This is a genomic window from Limnohabitans parvus II-B4 (assembly GCF_003063455.1).
GTDB lineage: Bacteria > Pseudomonadota > Gammaproteobacteria > Burkholderiales > Burkholderiaceae_C > Limnohabitans_A > Limnohabitans_A parvus.
Map to the genome: position 1 here is coordinate 81,452 of NZ_NESN01000005.1, position 19,181 is coordinate 100,632.

Below are 19,181 nucleotides of genomic sequence, written 5' to 3' on the forward strand. Positions count from 1 at the left end.
AAACTGGATTGTCCCTTATGCGCCAACATGGCGAAACCGCTGCCTCTGCTTCTTCGTCCACAACGCCCTCTGGGCTGACCGTCACCGCCCCTGTGGGGGGTGATTGGCAAACCCTGTCGCGCCTCCTGCCGTACCTTTGGCAATACAAATGGCGTGTGGTCATTGCGCTGGCCTTGATGGTGGGCGCCAAGCTGGCCAACGTCAGTGTGCCCCTGCTGCTCAAGGAACTGGTGGACGCCATGAGCCTCAAGCCGGGTGATCCGCAATCGGTGCTGGTGGTGCCGGTGGCGTTGTTGGTGGGTTATGGCGCTTTGCGCTTGCTGACCTCGGCTTTCACCGAGTTGCGTGAGTTGGTGTTTGCCAAGGCGACGCAAGGTGCTTCGCGCAGCATTGCGCTACAGACCTTTGAACATTTGCATGCCTTGAGTCTGCGCTTTCATCTGGCCCGTCAGACCGGCGGTATGACACGCGATATTGAGCGTGGCGTGCGCGGCATCGAATCGCTGATCTCGTATTCGCTGTACAGCATCATCCCTACACTGATCGAGGTGGGGCTGGTGCTGACGATTTTGGCCGTCAAGTTCGATGCTTGGTTCGCTGGGATCACGCTGCTCGCGCTGACTTTGTACATTTTCTTCACTGTGCGCATCACCGAGTGGCGCACCCAGTTCCGTAAACAGGCCAACGAATTCGACTCTGCGGCGCACACGCGGGCGATTGATTCGCTGTTGAACTACGAGACGGTCAAATACTTTGGCAACGAATCGTTCGAGGCCGGGCGCTATGACGAAAGCCTAGAGCGCTTGCGTGTGGCTCGGCTCAAAGCGCAAACCACGTTGTCCGTGCTCAACACCGGGCAGCAACTCATCATTGCTGCCGCGCTGGTGGCCATGCTGTGGCGTGCCACCGAAGGTGTGGTGGCCGGACGCATGACGCTTGGAGATCTGGTCATGATCAATGCTTTCATGATCCAGCTGTACATTCCGCTCAACTTTTTGGGTGTGCTCTACCGCGAGATCAAGCAAAGCCTTACCGATTTGGACAAGATGTTTGTGCTGATGGACCGTGAGCGCGAAGTGGCCGATGCACCGGCTGCGACTGCGCTGGCTTTGCAGGGAGCGCCCGATGTGGTGTTTGACCACGTGTCATTTGCCTACGAAAGCGACCGGCCGATCCTGCAAGACATCAGTTTCACGATTCCTGCGGGTAAAACCGTGGCGGTGGTCGGCCCATCGGGCTCCGGAAAATCCACTCTGGCGAGACTGATGTTCCGGTTCTACGATGTGCAGCAGGGCAACATCTGCATTGCAGGGCAGGACATCCGGCAGGTCACGCAATCGAGCGTGCGCCGCGCTTTAGGCATCGTGCCGCAAGACACGGTTCTGTTCAACGACACGGTCGCCTACAACATCGCTTATGGCCAGCCCGGTGCCAGCCAGAGCCAGATCGAGGAGGCGGCACGCGCCGCACGCATCCACGACTTCATCGCTTCCACCCCCAAGGCTTACCAAACGTCGGTGGGTGAGCGCGGACTGAAGCTCTCGGGCGGTGAAAAGCAGCGTGTGGCCATTGCCCGCACCTTGCTTAAAAATCCGCCCATTTTGGTGTTCGATGAAGCCACTTCGGCGCTCGACTCTGCCAATGAGCGAGCCATCCAAGCTGAGCTCGCCAGCGTAGCCCAGAACAAAACCACTTTGGTGATTGCACACCGTTTGTCCACGGTGGTCGATGCGCACGAAATTTTGGTGATGGAGTCTGGGCGCATCATTGAGCGCGGCAACCATGCAGCACTTTTGGCTCAGCAGGGGCGTTACGCCAGCATGTGGTCGATGCAACAAAACGCAGAGGTCTCTCACTCATCCGTGGCCACGTCGTCAGCGACATAATTCGGCATGGAAACCAAATGGCTTGAAGATTTTGTGAGCTTGGCTGAAACCCGCAGTTTCAGCCGCTCTGCGCAGTTGCGCCATGTGACGCAGCCTGCGTTTTCCCGTCGAATTCAGTCGCTCGAAGCTTGGGCTGGCGCTGATCTGGTGGATCGCAGTTCTTATCCCACCAAACTCACCGCGGCGGGCGAGACCTTGTACGCCCAGGCTTTGGAGTTGCTTCAATCCTTGCAAAGCACCCGAGCCATGCTGCGTGGGCACAACTCTGCCGGGCAGGACTTCATTGAGTTTGCGGTGCCGCACACTTTGGCATTCACTTTTTTCCCTTCGTGGATTGCCGGCTTGCGGGAAGGTTTTGGTTCGATCAAAAGTCGCTTGATTGCCTTGAATGTGCACGATGCCGCCATGCGTTTGGTTGAGGGGGGCTGCGATGTGTTGATCGCTTACCACCATCCTTCACAGCCGCTGCAGCTCGATCCCGACCGCTATGAAATGGTGGTGTTGGGCCAGGAAGTGTTGGCCCCTTATGCCAAGGCGGGGCCTGATGCGCGTCCTCTTTTCAGCTTTCCAGGCGCGGCCTCCAAGCCCCTTCCCTATTTGGGTTATGCCCCGGGCGCGTATCTGGGCGGCATCACCGATTGGATTCTCAAGCAGTCTAAAACGCCGATTCACTTGGAACGGGTGTACGAGACAGACATGGCGGAAGGCCTGAAGGTCATGGCGATGGAGGGCCATGGCATCGCCTTTTTGCCTCGCAGCGCTGTGAAAAAGGAAGTGCAGACGGGGGCCTTGGTGGAGGTGGGCTTGTCGGCTGGACAGGTGCAAGCGTTGACCATGGAGGTGCGGGCCTACCGAGAGAAACCCAGTGCCAAACACCATGCCAAAGGAGCTGCACAACAGCTGTGGTTGCATCTGACCCAAAGACCTGCATCCGTCCACTCGTCGCGCTGAGGGCATTGATGTATGCATTTTTTGCATGACAATCAAGGGTACGCCCGGAGGATCCGTGCGTGGGAAACAGACTACATTCACGGCACGATTTCGTGCAGGCACATTTTGTGCAAGCTGAGGTAGTCGGTCTCCAGCACTGCTTCATTGTGGTGCGGTGTGATGGATCACTTGAGTTGTCTCCAATCCCTAGGGAAGCTCCTAGGCGGTCATGACTCAGTTTTGACATTTAATCAAGGGGTGGCGTTTTGCCGCTCAAAAATCGAAAGAGGATACAAACCATGAAAAAACATGCACGCACCGTGATCGGCGCCGTTTTGGCGACCGCAGGCTTGTTGGCTGGCACTTCTGCCATGGCCGGCAAAACACTGGACCAGATCAAACAGCGCGGACAAATTGTTTGTGGCGTCAACACCGGTTTGGCAGGTTTTTCTGCTGCCGATTCCAGTGGCAACTGGTCCGGCTTGGATGTGGACCACTGCCGTGCTGTGGCCGCCGCCGTGTTGAGCGATGCCAACAAGGTCAAATACGTGCCCTTGACTGCCCAGCAGCGTTTCACCGCACTGCAGTCTGGCGAAGTGGACGTTTTGGCTCGCAACACGACCAACACGCTCAACCGTGACGCTTCTTTGGGTCTGCACTTCATTGGTGCCAACTACTATGACGGCCAAGGCTTCATGGTTCCAAAAGGCAAAATCACCAGCGCCAAGCAACTCAAAGGTGCCACCGTGTGCGTGCAGTCCGGCACCACCACCGAGAAGAACTTGACCGATTTCTCCCGTGCCAACAAGCTGAACCTCAAGCCTGTGGTGTTTGAAAAAGTCGAAGCGGCTACAGGTGCTTATTTCTCTGGCCGTTGCCAGGCATACACCACCGACGCCTCTGGTTTGGCCTCGGTGCGCGCCAAGGAAGCCAAAGATCCTGCAGCACACTTGGTCCTGCCCGACTTGATCTCTAAAGAACCTCTGGGCCCTATGGTTCGCCGTGGTGACGACGAGTGGTTCGCCATCAACAAATGGGTGCTCAATGGCTTGATCGAAGCAGAAGAGTACGGCATCACCCAAGCCAATGTGGACCAAATGAAGTCGAGCGACAACCCTCAAGTGGGCCGCATGCTGGGCGCGACCGAAGACTTGGGCAAACACCTGGGCTTGGACAAAGAGTGGTTGGCCCGCGCGATCAAGACCACAGGCAACTACGGTGAAATGTTCGAACGCAACGTGGGCCCTAAAACAGCCATCAACTTGCCACGCGGTCTCAACAACCAGTGGAACAAGGGTGGCCTGATGTACGCAGCCCCACTGCGTTGATTTTCAGCCTTCTCTAAAGGCTCTGGATACGCCCCTTCTTGGGGCGTATCTTTGTCACCCGTGGTTTTATTCAGGCCCTGTACATGTCCCATTTTTCAATGATCGAGGCCAGGCCTTTGCCTGGCAAGAAAAACCGATCCATCTCGTGGCGCAGCCGCGAAGGGCGATCGGTCATCTACCAGATCGTCGCGATTTTGTCGGCTTTGGCGCTGGTCGCTTTGTTGGTGCGCAATACGCTCATCAACATGCGTTTGCGCGGCATTCAAAGTGGCTATGACTTTTTGCTACAACCGTTCGGCTTCGACATCAGTGAAACGATGATCGAGTACGCGTCCAACAGCACGTATTTGATGGCGTTCTTCATTGGCATGCTCAACACGCTCAAAGTGGCGGTGATTGGCATTGTGCTGGCCACCTTGTTGGGTGTGCTGGTGGGCGTGGGGCGTTTTTCGACCAACTTCCTGGTTCGCAAGGTTTGCTACGCCTATGTGGAATTTTTTCGCAACGTGCCGGTCTACCTGCAGTTGTTGATTTGGTATTTGGTTTTCACCGAAGCTTTGCCAGATTTCGACAAAGCCTGGCAATTGGGCCATTTTTACCTGAGCAAAAACGGTGTGTCTTTCCCATGGCCGGTATGGCAACTGGGTCAAACCTTGGCACTCTGCGGGCTCGTGTTGGGCTGTGTTTTTACGGTCATTTATCGCCGGCAGGCCAAGGCCCATTTTGATCAGACGGGCCAGACGCGTCCTGTCTGGGGCGTGTCCACAGGGGTGACTGTGGCGTTGATGCTTCTCGGCTGGTTGGCCGGTGGTGCGCCAGCCGAATGGAATTTGCCCAAGATCGGTGACTTCCAGATTGAAGACGGTGGTGTGTTCAGCCCGGAGTTCATGGCCTTGTTGTGTGGTTTGGTGTTTTACACGGCGTCGTTCATCGCCGAGGTGGTGCGATCGGGCATTGCCTCTGTGTCACTTGGACAGCATGAGGCCGCGGCTTCCCTGGGTTTGAACAAAGGCCAGTCCATGCGTTTGGTGGTCTTGCCCCAGGCTCTGCGTGTGATCATTCCACCCCTGACCAGTCAGTACCTGAACCTGACCAAAAACTCATCCTTGGCGGTGGCCATTGGTTACCCCGAACTGGTCTCCATCGCCAACACCACGCTCAATCAGACTGGCCGTGCCATTGAGGCGCTGTCTATCGTGATGTTGGTGTACCTGACCTTGTCTCTCATCACGTCGGCGCTTATGAACTGGTTCAACGCCAGTGCCGCTATCCAGGAGCGCTGACATGAATACGGTTTTTAAATCAATCGATGCGCGACCCATGCCGGGTCGCAGTTCGGGCCCCTTGGCTTGGTTGCGTGCCAATTTGTTTTCCACCATCGGCAACAGTTTGCTGTCGGTGTTCTTGCTGGCGCTGGTGGTTTGGGCATTTGTGGCCTCCATGGACTGGGCCTTGCTCAATGCCGTGTTCAATGCCAATTTGCAGGCATGCAATGACGTGCGCGGTGCAGGTGCCTGCTGGGGGGTGATCTCGGAAAAAGGCCGCCTGATTGTGATGGGGCGTTACCCTGAAACAGAGCACTGGCGTCCCGTGATCGCGACCGCGTTGATGCTGGGCGTGGTCGTTCTGAGCTGCATGCCACGCTTTTGGAACAAGGCGCTTCCGGCAATCTGGATCGTCATGCTGGCGATTTACTTTGTGTTGATGAAGGGCGGATTTTTTGGCTTGACCGCGGTGGACACAGACCAATGGGGGGGATTCCCGCTGACCGTCATGCTCACTGTGATCTCCATGACATTGGCTTTTCCGCTGGCCATTTTTGTGGCGCTGGGTCGACGCTCCAACATGCCCGCCATCCGGACTTTGTGCACTTTGTATGTCGAGTTGATCCGTGGTGTGCCGCTGATCACGGTGCTGTTCATGGCGTCGTTCATGTTGCCACTGTTCATGCCCGAAGGCGTCAAGATCGACGTGCTGCTGCGTGTGGTGGTTGGCATCACGCTGTTCTCTGCAGCCTACATGGCCGAGGTGGTTCGCGGGGGCCTGCAAGCGCTGCCCAAGGGGCAGACCGAAGCGGCGGCGACGCTGGGCTTGCGCTACTGGCAGCTCCAACGCATGATTGTTTTGCCGCAGGCTTTGGCCACCGTGGTGCCGTCCATCATGAACACCTTCATTGGTTTGTTCAAGGACACCTCTTTGGTGACCATTGTGTCGCTGTATGAGTTGACGGGTGCATTGGGCTTGGCGCTGAACTCGGATGCCGACTGGCGTCCTTTCAAGATCGAAGCCTACCTTTTCATCACCTTCATTTATTTTGCCTTTTGCTTTGCCATGTCACGTTACAGCTTGTGGATCGAAGACCGCACGGCCGTGAGCAAAGTTCGCTGAACGAAAGATCTCCATGACCTCCAATGCAACCCCTCTTATCGAGTTCAAGGGCGTCAACAAGTGGTACGCCAGCAATGGTTACCACGTGCTGCGCGACGTTAATCTGCAATTTGCCAAAGGCGAAAAAGTGGTCATTTGCGGCCCCTCGGGCTCGGGCAAATCCACCCTGATCCGCTGCATCAACGCCCTTGAGGAATACCAGGAAGGCACGCTCACGGTCGACGGCACGGTGCTTGGCGATGACCTCAAAGGCATCGACAAAGTTCGTCGTGAAGTCGGCATGGTGTTCCAGCAGTTCAACCTGTTTCCGCACCTGACGGTGCTCGAAAACCTGATCTTGTCGCCCACTTGGGTGGCGAAGATGCCGCGCAAGGAAGCCATTGAAAAAGCCATGGTGCAACTTGAGCGTGTGCGCATTGTCGAGCACGCTCACAAATACCCCTTGCAGTTGTCCGGTGGCCAGCAGCAGCGTGTGGCGATTGCCCGTGCGCTGTGTCTGACCCCCAAAATCATGCTGTTTGATGAGCCGACTTCTGCGCTCGACCCTGAGATGATCAAGGAAGTGCTGGACGTGATGATCGAGTTGACCAGTCAAGGCATGACCATGCTGTGTGTGACGCATGAAATGGGCTTTGCCAAGGCCGTGGCCGACCGCGTGATCTTCATGGACCAAGGCCAGGTGGTCGAACAAGCCCCGCCCCAACAGTTCTTTGATTCGCCACAAACCGACCGGGCGCAAGACTTTTTGTCCAAAATCCTGGGGCATTGAAAGGCGGGACGGGCGCTGCCATCGCTTTCGGCGAAAGCGATGGATGGGATGAGGGCGAAGGTTTGAGACAATATGCACATGACTCAAGAACTCACCCTCACCCGACCAGACGACTGGCACCTGCATGTGCGCGACGGTGCTGCATTGAATGTGGTTGTGCCGCACACGGCCGCGCAGTTTGGCCGCGCCATCATCATGCCCAACCTGAAGCCGCCGGTGACCACGGCCGAGCAGGCACTGGCCTACAAAAATCGCATCCTGGCCGCTGTGCCCCAGGGCATGGATTTTGAGCCCTTGATGACGCTTTATCTGACGGACAACCTGAATCCGGCAGAAATTGCGCGAGCCAAGGCGGCAGGCGTGGTGGCTTGCAAGCTCTATCCCGCAGGTGCTACGACCAACAGCGATGCGGGCGTGACCGACTTGCGCAAAATTTACCCTGTGCTGGAAGCGATGCAGCGCGAAGGTGTTTTGCTGTTGGTGCACGGTGAGGTCACCTCATCCGACATCGACCTGTTTGACCGTGAAGCGGTGTTCATCGAGCAGCAACTTAAGCCGCTGCGCCGTGATTTTCCGGGCCTCAAGATCGTCATGGAACACATCACCACGAAAGAGGCTGCGCAGTACGTGGCTGAAAGTGATGCGTTGCTGGGGGCGACCATCACCGCGCACCACCTGCTCTACAACCGCAACGCCATCTTCACGGGTGGCATTCGCCCACATTACTACTGCTTGCCTGTCCTCAAGCGCGAGACACACCGGCTGGCCTTGGTGCAAGCCGCCACAGGGGGCAACCGCAAATTCTTTTTGGGCACAGACAGTGCGCCCCATCCGGCGCACCTCAAAGAACACGCCACGGGTTGTGCAGGTTGCTACACCGCGCATGCGGCCATTGAGATGTATGCGGAAGCCTTTGACCAGGCCGGTGCGCTGGACCAGCTGGAGGCCTTTGCCAGTTTCAATGGTGCTGACTTCTATGGCCTGCCGCGCAACAGCGGCCATGTCACGCTGCGCCGTGAGAGCTGGACACCTGCCGAGAGCTTTGCTTTTGGTGAAGCCGAGCTCAAACCTTTGCGCTCCGGAGAGAGCTTGCCGTGGCGTCTGGTGGCGGCCTGAACCCCAACCGCCCGGGGCACCGGTGCGAAGCCATCTCAACCTTGGGCGTGGCCGACATTGATTGGGCTGCTCCTTGGTTGGCCAACTGGCGAGAGGTCGGTCAAGCGCTGGCGCTGCGCGTGATCGCGGGCTGCCCTCAACCTCAAGCATTGAACGAGGCCGCTTTGGCGCCGGTGGGTTTTGTGCCGCAATCCGATTTACCCGAAGGCCAGGCCTACGAAGACTTCATTTACGCCCAAGGTCTTGTGCCCACGCGTGAAGGCTTGCACGACTTTTTCAACGCCTTGTGCTGGATGCATTTTCCGCTGGCGAAAAAGCGTTTGAACCAATTGCAGGCCCGTGAGATCGCGCGAGCAGGTGTCGGTCAGGTGCGCGGTCCTGTTCGGGATGCGGCGACAGTGTTTGATGAAAATGCCTTGTTGATCCAGGCTTCTGACGCCTTGTGGTCGGCACTGACCGAGCACCGTTGGGCTGACGCTTTCCTGGCTTTGCGCCATGAGTGGTCAGATGCGCGCTTGTGGACGTTTGGCCATGCCGCCCTCGAAAAGCTGGTGCAGCCCTACAAATCGATCACCGTGCATTTATGGCGCGTTCCTGACGACGTGGCCCATGAGCAGATCGATGCGTGGCTGGCGCAGGACTTGACGGCCGACAAGCTCGCGACCAAACCCTTCAGCCCTCTGCCCGTGCTGGGTGTGCCGGGTTGGTGGCCAGCCAACGAGACGGCCGTTTTTTACGAAGACGTCAGCGTTTTCAGGCCGCGCCGCCTCAAGGGGGCGGCTGAAAAACCGTACGCCAATCCGGAAATGACGCCTTCGGTTTGATTTTGCCCAGTAAGTCCCTAATATGCCGTCCAACGAGCCCGCGTCTTCCGGGTAGAAAGTGAAACCATCCATGAAACGTATTTTTCTGTTTGTCCTGACCAACCTGGCCGTCGTGGTCGTCTTGGGCATTGTGGCCAGCTTGCTGGGTGTGAACCGATTCTTGACAGCCAACGGCCTGAACCTGGGCGCTTTGATGGGCTATGCGCTGATCATGGGTTTTGGGGGAGCCATCATTTCCCTGCTCATGAGCAAGTGGATCGCCAAAATGTCTTCGGGTGTGCGCGTCATCACCCAACCCGCCAATGCCGACGAGGCCTGGATTGTGGAGACCGTGCGCAAATTTGCTGACAAATCAGGCATCGGCATGCCCGAGGTGGGCATTTTTGAAGGTGACCCGAACGCCTTTGCCACGGGCGCCTTCCGTGACTCGGCTTTGGTGGCTGTCTCCACCGGCCTGTTGCAAAACATGACGCACGAAGAAATCGAAGCCGTCATCGGCCACGAAGTTGCGCACATCGCCAACGGCGACATGGTCACCATGACGCTCATTCAAGGCGTGATGAACACTTTTGTGGTGTTCATCTCCCGTGTGGTGGGTTACGCGGTGGACAGCTTCCTGCGCAAAAACGATGAAGAAAGCAGTGGTCCTGGCATCGGCTATTACGTGACCACCATCGTCATGGACATCCTGCTGGGCTTTGTGGCAGCCATGATCGTCGCTTGGTTCAGCCGCCAGCGTGAATTCCGTGCCGATGCGGGAGCCGCCAAACTGATGGGCCGAAAGCAACCCATGATCAACGCCTTGGCGCGTTTGGGCGGTGTGCACACCGCGGAACTGCCCAAGAGCATGGCGGCGATGGGCATTGCTGGTGGTATCGGTCAGTTGTTCAGCACCCACCCGCCGATTGAAGAGCGCATTGCCGCGCTGCAAAACAGCGCCCAATAAGGTCTGACTGCCCCATCAAGCTGCGACCGAATCCATCTTCGGTTGCAGGGGCAGGCCGCTGCGAAAACCGACCACCACAAAGCTGCGTAACCCAAGCGACCCGCTTGGGCGGTGACTCGCCCTAAGATGGTTGGGTGAATCATATTTATCTCGGTGTTTGCGCATGAAGCCGCGCAAATCCTTTTTCTCTCCACCTCGTCCTTGGTTGCTTGCGCACCACCGTGGTCAGCGCATGTTTTCAGCTTGGCCAGCCGCTGTGCGGGGCATGGTCTGGATGGTGTTGGGCGGTTTGTTGTTCTCCGTTCTGAACACCATTGCCCGTCATTTGACTTTGCACTTGGACGTTTACCAGTCCCAGTTTTTGCGGTACTTGTTTGGCTTGCTGGTAATGCTGCCGTGGGTCTACCGCGATGGTTGGCGTGCTTATGCGCCAGTGAACATGGTGGGGCAGTTCTGGCGGGGCGGCGTGCATACGCTGGGCCTGATTTTGTGGTTCACTGCCTTGCCCCAAATCCCACTCGCCGACATGACGGCCATTGGTTTTACAGGGCCGATTTTCATCATGATCGGCGCGGCCTGGTTTTTGGGTGAGCCCATGCGCAAAGACCGCTGGATCGCCGCTGTGATTGGTTTTTCCGGCGTGCTGGTGGTGGTCTTGCCCAAAATGTCGGGCGAGGGTGGTTGGTACAACCTCGTCATGCTGGCTTCCTCGCCCGTATTTGCCGCATCATTTCTCATCACCAAGGCCTTGACCCGCTACGAAAAACCCGGCGTGATTGTGCTGTGGCAAGCCCTCACCGTCACGGTGCTCAGCTTGCCCATGGCCTTGCCCCACTGGCAAATGCCGACACCCATGCAGTGGTTGGGCTTTGCCGCCACAGGCGTGTTGGGCACGTTGGCCCACTATTGCCTGACGCGAGCCTTCGCCATGGCCGACATTTCCGCAACCCAGTCCTTGCGATTTCTCGACTTGGTCTGGGCGTCTTTGTTGGGCTGGTTGGTGTTTGGCGATGTGCCGAGCCAATCCACTTGGCTGGGGGCCTTCGTCATCTTGTGGGCCACGGTCTGGATTGCCCGCCGCGAAAGCAGGAGAAAGAGCGCTGCACCCGATTGACGGGGTATATTTTCCAATAAAAAGGGAGAGCTGCGTGATCGACATTGAACCCTTGCGTTATGCATGGACCTCTGCTGGCGAAGACACGTTGGCCTTGGGCGCGTTGCAGGTGTCGGCTGGACAAACCGTCTTTTTGCACGGCCCCAGTGGTTGTGGCAAAAGTACCTTGCTGGGCCTGCTGGCGGGCGTGATCTTGCCCCAAAGTGGCAGGGTGTCCTTGCTTGGACAGGACTGGGCCGCTTTGCGTCCAGGTCAGCGTGATGCATTCCGCGCTGACCATGTGGGCGTGGTGTTTCAGCAATTCAACCTTCTGCCTTATTTGAGTGTGCTCGATAACGTGGTGCTGCCTTGTCGGTTTTCAGCGCTGCGGCGTGAGCGTTGCCAGGCTGAGGGCGGGCCACAAGTCGCGGCTCAAAACTGGTTGCAACGCATGGCAATGCCTGCCGAGTTGTGGACACGTCGTGCAGATGCCTTGTCGGTCGGACAGCAACAACGCGTGGCGGCAGCCCGTGCCCTGATGGGGCAGCCCGAGTTGATTTTGGCGGACGAGCCCACCTCGGCGCTCGACGCTGCTTTGCGCCAAGACTTCATGAATCTGCTGCTGCAGGCCACGCGTGATGCAGGAAGCACTTTGGTGTGCGTGAGCCACGACGCTGCGCAGGCCACGCGGTTTGATGTGCAATGGGCCTTGCCTGATTTGCAGCAAATGGTGGCGCACACATGAGTAGCCTGGCAGGTATCGCACGACTCAGCGCATGGAACAGGCGCAGCACGCTGGTGTGGGTCGTGATCTCATTGGCGCTGGCCACGGCTTTGTTGTGGACATTGGAGCGTTTGCGCCATGACGTCCGAGTCAGCTTTGCGCAATCGGTCAGTGGCGTGGATTTGATTGTGGGGGCGCGCAGCAGTCCGGTGCAGCTCATGTTGTTTTCAGTGTTTCACATCGGCAGCGCACCGCAAGTGCTGTCCATGGACAGCGTGCGCGCTGTTGCCCAACACCGATCGGTGTCCTGGGTGGTCCCGCTGAGCTTGGGTGACTCGCACAGAGGCTATCCGGTGCTGGGCACCACGCCCGCGTATTTTCAGCACTTTGCTTATGGGGACAAGCAGCCCTTGGTGGTGCAAAGCGGTGCCGTGTTCTCAGGGACGCTCGATGGCTTGTACGAAGCGGTGATCGGTGCCGAGGTGGCCCGTCAGCTGGGTTATGGCTTGGGCCAGCAAATCACCTTGGGCCATGGTTTGCACGAACATGACCATGATCATGAAGACCATGCCGACAAGCCCTTTCAGGTGGTCGGCATTTTGGCCCCCACCGGGACACCAGTTGACCGCACCGTGCATGTCAGCTTGCAGGCTTTGGAAGCCTTGCATCTGGATTGGGCAGGCGGGGCACCCATGCCGGGCGGGCACATTCCCGCAGATCAAGCGCGCAAGTTTGACCTGGAGCCTGTCGAAGTCACGGCCGCACTCGTGGGGCTCAAAACCCGTGCAGCGGTCTTCAATGTGCAGCGCTTTGTCAGTCAGTACGAAGACGAGGCCCTGATGGGGGTGATGCCTGGCGTGGCTTTGGGCGAGTTATGGGGTGTTTTGGGGCTGGGCGAAAACGCCTTGTTGGCGGTGTCGGCGCTGGTGGCGTTGGTGAGTTTGTTTTCGCTCATGGCGGTGGTGCTGGCAGGCCTGAACGAGCGCCGACGCGAACTCGCTGTGTTGCGAGCCGTGGGGGCCGGACCGCGCCATGTGCTGGGTCTCTTGGCGCTGGAAGGGACTTGGGTGATCTGCACCGGTGTGCTGTTGGGTGTGTTGCTGGCCCAAGTGGGCATGGCCCTAGGGGCGCCTTGGTTGCAAAACAGCTTGGGTATCCGCCTGCAAATCGCCGCACCGCTGCCGACGCAGTGGGCTTTGGCGGTGACGATCGTGCTGGCGGGTATGCTGGCCAGTTTAGGGCCCGCTTGGCGTGCTTACCGCATGTCATTGGCCGATGGCCTGTCGCCGCGTGCATGACACGTTGACCGCTGGGTCTGACCGTGGGAATGACCACCGAGAATGGGAGCGAAGAAATGGAAAAAGCGATGCTGTCTGGTCGAGTTGTTGTGCTGTTTGCGACGCTGTGTGCTTTGAACGCGCCAGCGCAAAGCTTGCGCGAAACCGCCCGCGAGTTGGTGCCGCAAGTTCAGCCTGCGCTGTCTGCAGAAAGTGGCCCTGCAGGCGCCAGCACACCAGGCCCTGTCCGCACCATCGGTTGGGAGCAACTGATCCCGGCCGGTTGGGACCCCTACAAGGACCTTAAAGCGCTCAACCTCGATGGCCTGAAAGACAACGACCCCAAGGCAGACGAGGCCCTTAAAAAAATGCGCAAGATGTGGGACAACGCGCCCATCAACCCATTGCTGCTCGGACAGAACGTGCGCTTGCCGGGGTTTTTGGTGCCCCTGGAGGACGTGCCTGGTGGTATGAAAGAGTTTTTGCTGGTGCCTTACTTTGGCGCCTGCGTGCATTCGCCCCCACCCCCGGCCAACCAAATCGTGCATGTGGTGCTCGACAAGCCCAACAAACGCTTTCGTTTGATGGACGTGATTTGGGTGACGGGCCAGATGAGCGCGACCAAAACCGACTCGCACATGGGGGCGGCCAGTTACCGCATAGATGCCAAAGCGCTGGCCCCGTTTGTGGATAAAAAGTGAAGCCGTCCTGAGCGCGAACGCAAGGCCTGGTCCGCTTCTGAAAAAACGACGCCTTGAGCCTCAATCCGGATTCGAAATCCCTGAGGCGACATGCCCCGAAGGCACATGCCGGGCAGCTGACTCGATATGGCCCGTTTGATCATCAAAGAAAAAATCGGGTTCGAACTCACGTAAAAATTCACCTTTGGGCAAACCACCCAAAAACATGGCTTCATCCACCTCGATGTTCCAGTTCATCAAGGTTCGGATGGCGCGTTCATGTGCTGGGGCGCTGCGTGCCGTGACCAACGCGGTGCGGATGCGCATGGCAGGGGTGCCCGCTTGTTGCAAACGGTGCAAAGCCTCCAGCAGCGGTTTGAAAGGGCCTGCCAGCAAAGGCTGGCCAGCTTTGGCCCGCTCGTGTGCCTGAAACGCCGACAAACCTTCGGCCTGAAACACCCGCTCGGCTTCGTCTGAAAACAGCACCGCATCGCCGTCAAAAGCAATGCGCACTTCATGGGGATGCGCTTCGGATGCCAGGGCCGAGTGGGGGTAGACCTGCGCGGCTGGCACGCCCGCATCGAGTGCGGCACGCACATCCGACAAATGCGTGGACAAAAACAAATTGGCGTTCAGCGGCTTGAGGTAGCGCCACGGCGGCTGCCCCCGCGTGAAGCTGCCACGTTGAATAGGCAAGCCGTAATGCTGTGCAGAACGGAACACCCGCATGCCCGACACCGGATCATTGCGGGACAAAATGACCACCTCCACCCGCTGTGCCTCTGGATCATTGAAAGCCAGCAGCTTGCGCACCAAAGAAAACGCCACGCCCGGCTTGGCAGGCACTTCCAGCCGATCAAGCTGCAGCTTCATGTAAGCCCGGTCGTCGCCTTGCTCAAACAGGCGGTTTTCTTCTTCAAAGTCGAACAGCGCGCGCGACGAGATCGCGACGACGAGTTGGCCTTCTAGGGATGCGGGCATGGCAGCTCCTTGTCAGCTTCTCAAAAACAGTCGGTACACCGGATTACTTGTCTCTTCCGCATATGGATACCCCAGCGTTTCCAAAAACTTGGCAAACGCCTTGTCGTCTTTAGGCGGCACCTGCAGGCCTACCAGAATGCGCCCGTAGTCGGCGCCCTGGTTGCGGTAGTGGAAAAGGCTGATGTTCCAGCCTGGGCGCATCAAGCTCAAAAACTTGAGCAAGGCACCCGGACGCTCGGGGAACTCAAAGCGCAGCAAGCGTTCGTCTTGTGACATGGCCGAGTGCCCGCCCACCATGTGGCGGATGTGCTCTTTCGCCAGCTCGTCGTGGGTCAGGTCGATGGCCTGAAACTTGTTTTTATTGAAGTTGGCGGTGATCTTGGTGCTCTCGCCCTTGGCCGATGTGCTCAGCCCCAAAAACACATGGGCTTTGTCCGAATCGCTCATGCGGTAGTTGAACTCGGTCACATTGCGCGGGCCGCCGGGCAGGCTGCCAATCAGCTCCAAAAAGCGCTTGAAGCTGCCGCGCTCTTCAGGAATCGTCACCGCAAAAAGCGCTTCCTTTTCTTCGCCCACATCGGCGCGTTCGGCCACAAAGCGCAGACGGTCAAAGTTCATGTTGGCGCCGCACAAAATGGCCGCATAGGTCTGGCCTTTGGTCTTGTGCGTGGCCACGTATTGCTTGATGGCGGCCACGGCCAGTGCACCTGCGGGCTCCACGATCGATCGGGTGTCCACAAACACGTCCTTGATGGCCGCGCACACAGCGTCGGTGTCCACGGTCATGTATTCGTCGACCAGATGGCGAGCGACACGGAAGGTCTCTTCGCCCACCAGCTTGACCGCGGTGCCGTCCGAAAACAGGCCCACATCGGGCAATGTCACGCGCTTTTTGGCGGCCACGGATTGGATCATGGCGTTGGAGTCGTTCATCTGCACGCCGATCACCTTCACCTCGGGGCGCACCGCCTTGATGTAGTTGGCCACCCCGCTGATCAGACCGCCCCCGCCGATGGCCACAAACACCGCATCGAGCGGACCTTGGTGTTGGCGCAGCATTTCCATGGCAATCGTGCCCTGGCCCGCGATCACATCGGGGTCGTCAAAGGGGTGCACAAAGCTCAGCCCCTGCTTTTTCTGCAGCGCCACCGAGTGGTTGTAGGCATCTGAATAGCTGTCACCAAACAACACCACTTCGCCGCCCAGGCCTTTGACCGCGTCGATCTTGACCTGCGGCGTGGTGGTCGGCATGACGATCACTGCCCGCGTGCCCAAGCGGCTGGCGCTGAGCGCCACGCCCTGTGCATGGTTGCCGGCCGACGCGCAAATCACACCTTTTTTGAGCTGCTCGGGCGTCAAGTGCGCCATCTTGTTGTAAGCCCCGCGCAGTTTGAAACTGTGCACGGGCTGCTGGTCTTCCCGCTTGAGCAGCACCTGGTTGCCCAATCGGCGCGAGAGGTTTTTAGCAGGCTCCAGCGCCGACTCGGTGGCCACGTCGTACACGCGGGCATTGAGGATTTTGATCAGGTAGTCGGCTGGGCGGAGTTTGGAGGTGGTCATGTCAGCTGTGTCAATGGCCCGCGCAAGAGGGGGGCTATGGTTTGATCATAGCGCGCAGCCCATGCCTCTTTTTCAGAACTTGATGTCCATGGCAATCCGCACCGTACGACCGTAGTAATCGTCATAACGCGTGTCTGACAAAGTCGAGCCCAGATAGGGGCTGTTGTAGCGAACCGGAGGCGTGCGGTTGGTTAAGTTGGCAATGTGCATCCGCATGCTGAAGGTGGGTGTGAACCTGTACACCCCGGAGACATCCAGTGTCCAATGATCCGGTACGCGGTGCGTGAATTTGTCGCCCACGAAATAGCCTTGAGAGTCGATCAATGCCGGTATGGCTTCATCGTTGCCAGAGTGGTAATTGACATGTGCGGTCACACCGAAAGTTCTGGCTTCGAGTGACGTTGTCAAACGCAAGATGTTGCGTGCAGTCACTGAGCCTGTTGCGGTATCGTAGTTGCCCAAATTAGAGACGGGTGTTTGTCCCGGATAAGTGCTGCGCTTGGACTTCAGGTTGTAGGTGCCTTCTAATCCAGCCCAAACTCGTCCCAGACTCACCGGCCAGCGGTAACGGATTTGGTAGTCGATGCCCGATTTGGTCATGATGCCTTGGTTAAACGGCTTGATTGTGTAGCGTGGTCTGCCTGTGTGGTTGTAGTTGCTTGTGTAATAAATCGCTTTGAGCGCCGGGTCACTGAATATCTGATCTGGTGTCCAAGTGCCAAAAACATTGGTCACATCCATTGCCCAATAGTCCAGACTCATGCTCCACTGAGATGTCGGTTGAGAAAGGATGCCCAAACTCCATTGCCTTGATTTTTCGGGTTCGAGATCGGGGTTGCCGAGCGAGTAATAGTCGATGAGGCCAGCAGAGTTGTAACGGCTGTAATTGCTGGCGCTGGTCTGTGCCAGGGTCGGAGCCCGAAACCCCGTGCCTGTGCTGACGCGTAAATGGGTGTTGTCGGCCACTTCCAGTTTGGCGCCCACTTTGCCTGTCAGGACTTTGCCAAAGTCACTGTACCATTCTGCCCTTAAGCTCGATACAAACTCCAGCCGGTCATACAAAGGCATCTGCAATTCCAGGCCTGCACCACTGTTGCTGCGCTTGAAAGGGTAGTCCTCACGGTTCTCAGCCAGTTCATTGGTAAGTTGCGATTGCGTGTTGAAAAATACCGTGCCCAGCTTGATATCACCCCATTGGTTTTCCCCAACTGTGCGCGAAGCCAGGAGTTGAGTGTCTTGTAACCGTGTGCGATATTCGTGCGCAGTTGAAGGTTCGGCAAAGCGCGCCCTGATCTTGGTCCAAGTGGCATCAGAGTAGGTGCTGGGGTCTTGCTGGCGCTCTGCGGCGGTCAGGATGGTTCCCCAGTTGCTGCCCAGAGTGAAGCCGCCTCGGTTGATGGTTTCAAAGTGGTTTTCGGCGCGCGTGTGGCTGGCGGTGTAATACCAGTTTTTCCATTCACCACGAACACCTATCACCGCCCGGTGGTTGTTTTGTCTTTCGTTGGCAAAACCCGGGTTGAAATCTTCGGCGTCGTAGAGGATGTTGCCATTGGTGGCTTGTCCGTTGACGATACGGCGATAGTCACTGCGCTGCTGTTGGTAACCGATTTCGGAAAATACTGCCAACGTGGCATCAATTCGCTTTTCAAATGCCACCCACAGGTTGGTGTTTTCGTAGCCCGGATAAAGGTAAGTGTCTCGCAGCTGGCTGGTCTGGCACTGGTGCCGTGGCCAACTTGTGTTTCTGCGGGTCACGGTGTAATCGAAACCCGCAGGGCACAACGCTGGGTTGGTGCTGTTGCTCAGCAGTTGCGCCGGTGCGTTGTTCGGGATTATGTTCTGAGGCACAAAATACACTGGGTTGCCCTGTGCGTCTTCCCCATAAAGCTGTGGGCGAAGGTCTGTGTAAGCGCGGTCACGCATCCGCACCGGGTCACGTTGTTGCATTTCCAGGTGCATGGACAAAGCGTAGCCATCCTGGTCCAGTTTGCCTTTGCCCAAGCTGATGCCTGCGCTGTAGCCATCGCCAGCACCTTGGGTGGTCAGTTTCTCTGCACTCAAGCTGATTCCTGGGGCTTGCTGCAGCGTGATCAAATTGACAACGCCGGCGATCGCGTCACTGCCATAGATGGACGATGCACCGTCGGTCAGAATTTCGACCCGCTCAATGGCCCGCAGCGGCACCATCGACAAATCAACAGCAGTGCGGTCCACCTGAGGGCGCTGTTTGGCAAAAGAAGGGGCTCTGCGGCCATTGATCAAGACCAGTGTGCCCGCTTCATAGCCATGAATCGCTGCAGATCGGTAGCCTCCTTGGCCGGAAATGTTGGTGCCGCCGGATTCGGTGTACGAATGCATCGATGACAGGCCCTGGATCAACTCGGGCACTGACTCTACCCCCATGCGCTCGATTTCCTTGCGGTCAATGACCCGCACTGGTAATGCTTCACGGCTACGTGGGTTGATCACGCTGGAGCCGGTGATTTCCACCCGTCCAAATTGGCGGTGTTCGAGGGCTTGCTCGATCACCATGACCTCATGCTGAGCTTGTGCGCAAACAGGCCATAGGAGCACTGCGGCCAACCATCTCACCCAAAGACCGCATCCAAGGCAATCTAAGCCTAGCCACCGAGTTGTACTTGGTGCTTGATACGCCATGTTTTTCATCAGCAGCCCACG

Annotated in this window: 16 protein-coding genes; 13 read left to right on the top strand and 3 right to left on the bottom strand. The window is 57.7% G+C overall.

Going from position 1 to position 19,181, the window contains the following annotated elements; translation table 11 throughout:
• Positions 1-17: 17 nt before the first annotated feature.
• From B9Z37_RS12735 to B9Z37_RS12795, 13 genes are all read left to right on the top strand, one after another.
• On the top strand, positions 18-1,886 hold the full coding sequence (locus tag B9Z37_RS12735) for an ABCB family ABC transporter ATP-binding protein/permease (RefSeq protein ID WP_108313406.1): 1,869 nt from the start codon (positions 18-20) through the stop codon (positions 1,884-1,886).
• Between the two features lie 6 nt (positions 1,887-1,892).
• Complete coding sequence (locus tag B9Z37_RS12740; protein ID WP_108313407.1) at positions 1,893-2,837, top strand: LysR substrate-binding domain-containing protein; 945 nt, start codon at positions 1,893-1,895, stop codon at positions 2,835-2,837.
• Between the two features lie 278 nt (positions 2,838-3,115).
• Complete coding sequence (locus B9Z37_RS12745; RefSeq protein WP_108313408.1) at positions 3,116-4,144, top strand: amino acid ABC transporter substrate-binding protein; 1,029 nt, start codon at positions 3,116-3,118, stop codon at positions 4,142-4,144.
• 83 nt (positions 4,145-4,227) lie between these two features.
• The gene (locus B9Z37_RS12750) at positions 4,228-5,427 is read left to right on the top strand and encodes an amino acid ABC transporter permease (protein ID WP_240606717.1); all 1,200 of its coding nucleotides are present in this window, start codon (positions 4,228-4,230) and stop codon (positions 5,425-5,427) included.
• 1 nt (position 5,428) lies between these two features.
• Positions 5,429-6,532 carry an amino acid ABC transporter permease gene (locus tag B9Z37_RS12755; RefSeq protein ID WP_205872591.1) on the top strand — a complete coding sequence of 368 codons (1,104 nt, stop codon included), beginning with the start codon at positions 5,429-5,431 and terminating at the stop codon, positions 6,530-6,532.
• Between the two features lie 13 nt (positions 6,533-6,545).
• Positions 6,546-7,301, top strand: coding sequence for an amino acid ABC transporter ATP-binding protein (locus tag B9Z37_RS12760; protein ID WP_019430768.1), 756 nt, complete (start codon positions 6,546-6,548; stop codon positions 7,299-7,301).
• A 78-nt stretch (positions 7,302-7,379) separates the two neighbouring features.
• Entirely contained in the window at positions 7,380-8,417 is a 1,038-nt protein-coding gene (gene pyrC, locus B9Z37_RS12765; RefSeq protein ID WP_108313411.1) for a dihydroorotase, read from the top strand.
• A 47-nt stretch (positions 8,418-8,464) separates the two neighbouring features.
• The gene (locus B9Z37_RS12770) at positions 8,465-9,241 is read left to right on the top strand and encodes a DUF3025 domain-containing protein (RefSeq protein WP_167394396.1); all 777 of its coding nucleotides are present in this window, start codon (positions 8,465-8,467) and stop codon (positions 9,239-9,241) included.
• A 70-nt stretch (positions 9,242-9,311) separates the two neighbouring features.
• Complete coding sequence (htpX, locus tag B9Z37_RS12775; protein ID WP_108313412.1) at positions 9,312-10,187, top strand: protease HtpX; 876 nt, start codon at positions 9,312-9,314, stop codon at positions 10,185-10,187.
• Positions 10,188-10,419: 232 nt separating this feature from the next.
• Positions 10,420-11,301: a DMT family transporter gene (locus B9Z37_RS12780; RefSeq protein ID WP_240606718.1), complete on the top strand. Its 882-nt coding sequence runs from the start codon at positions 10,420-10,422 to the stop codon at positions 11,299-11,301.
• Positions 11,302-11,335: 34 nt separating this feature from the next.
• Positions 11,336-12,025 (top strand): ABC transporter ATP-binding protein, encoded by a 690-nt coding sequence (locus B9Z37_RS12785; protein ID WP_108313414.1) that lies wholly within the window; start codon positions 11,336-11,338, stop codon positions 12,023-12,025.
• On the top strand, positions 12,022-13,302 hold the full coding sequence (locus tag B9Z37_RS12790; RefSeq protein WP_108313415.1) for an ABC transporter permease: 1,281 nt from the start codon (positions 12,022-12,024) through the stop codon (positions 13,300-13,302). Before B9Z37_RS12785 ends, B9Z37_RS12790 begins: the two co-directional genes overlap by 4 nt.
• Before the next feature lie 56 nt (positions 13,303-13,358).
• Complete coding sequence (locus tag B9Z37_RS12795; RefSeq protein ID WP_240606719.1) at positions 13,359-13,982, top strand: DUF3299 domain-containing protein; 624 nt, start codon at positions 13,359-13,361, stop codon at positions 13,980-13,982.
• A 60-nt stretch (positions 13,983-14,042) separates the two neighbouring features.
• Here B9Z37_RS12795 and B9Z37_RS12800 read toward each other — a convergent pair whose 3' ends face one another.
• From B9Z37_RS12800 to B9Z37_RS12810, 3 genes are all read right to left on the bottom strand, one after another.
• Positions 14,043-14,942: a 5'-nucleotidase gene (locus B9Z37_RS12800; RefSeq protein ID WP_108313416.1), complete on the bottom strand. Its 900-nt coding sequence runs from the start codon at positions 14,940-14,942 to the stop codon at positions 14,043-14,045.
• Between the two features lie 12 nt (positions 14,943-14,954).
• Positions 14,955-16,502, bottom strand: coding sequence for a threonine ammonia-lyase, biosynthetic (ilvA, locus tag B9Z37_RS12805; RefSeq protein ID WP_108313417.1), 1,548 nt, complete (start codon positions 16,500-16,502; stop codon positions 14,955-14,957).
• Between the two features lie 72 nt (positions 16,503-16,574).
• A complete protein-coding gene (locus tag B9Z37_RS12810; protein ID WP_407067237.1) occupies positions 16,575-18,905 on the bottom strand; it encodes a TonB-dependent receptor domain-containing protein in 2,331 nt (776 codons plus the stop codon).
• Between the last annotated feature and the right edge of the window lie 276 nt (positions 18,906-19,181).

What these genes read in the sequence shown, in the direction of transcription:
- B9Z37_RS12735 (WP_108313406.1), top strand. Translation starts at nt 18, where the DNA reads ATGCGCCAACATGGCGAAACCGCTGCCTCTGCTTCTTCGTCCACAACG.
- B9Z37_RS12740 (WP_108313407.1), top strand. Translation starts at nt 1,893, where the DNA reads ATGGAAACCAAATGGCTTGAAGATTTTGTGAGCTTGGCTGAAACCCGC.
- B9Z37_RS12745 (WP_108313408.1), top strand. Translation starts at nt 3,116, where the DNA reads ATGAAAAAACATGCACGCACCGTGATCGGCGCCGTTTTGGCGACCGCA.
- B9Z37_RS12750 (WP_240606717.1), top strand. Translation starts at nt 4,228, where the DNA reads ATGTCCCATTTTTCAATGATCGAGGCCAGGCCTTTGCCTGGCAAGAAA.
- B9Z37_RS12755 (WP_205872591.1), top strand. Translation starts at nt 5,429, where the DNA reads ATGAATACGGTTTTTAAATCAATCGATGCGCGACCCATGCCGGGTCGC.
- B9Z37_RS12760 (WP_019430768.1), top strand. Translation starts at nt 6,546, where the DNA reads ATGACCTCCAATGCAACCCCTCTTATCGAGTTCAAGGGCGTCAACAAG.
- pyrC (WP_108313411.1), top strand. Translation starts at nt 7,380, where the DNA reads ATGACTCAAGAACTCACCCTCACCCGACCAGACGACTGGCACCTGCAT.
- htpX (WP_108313412.1), top strand. Translation starts at nt 9,312, where the DNA reads ATGAAACGTATTTTTCTGTTTGTCCTGACCAACCTGGCCGTCGTGGTC.
- B9Z37_RS12780 (WP_240606718.1), top strand. Translation starts at nt 10,420, where the DNA reads ATGTTTTCAGCTTGGCCAGCCGCTGTGCGGGGCATGGTCTGGATGGTG.
- B9Z37_RS12790 (WP_108313415.1), top strand. Translation starts at nt 12,022, where the DNA reads ATGAGTAGCCTGGCAGGTATCGCACGACTCAGCGCATGGAACAGGCGC.
- B9Z37_RS12795 (WP_240606719.1), top strand. Translation starts at nt 13,359, where the DNA reads ATGGAAAAAGCGATGCTGTCTGGTCGAGTTGTTGTGCTGTTTGCGACG.
- B9Z37_RS12800 (WP_108313416.1), bottom strand. Translation starts at nt 14,942, where the DNA reads ATGCCCGCATCCCTAGAAGGCCAACTCGTCGTCGCGATCTCGTCGCGC.
- ilvA (WP_108313417.1), bottom strand. Translation starts at nt 16,502, where the DNA reads ATGACCACCTCCAAACTCCGCCCAGCCGACTACCTGATCAAAATCCTC.
- B9Z37_RS12810 (WP_407067237.1), bottom strand. Translation starts at nt 18,905, where the DNA reads ATGGGGGTAGAGTCAGTGCCCGAGTTGATCCAGGGCCTGTCATCGATG.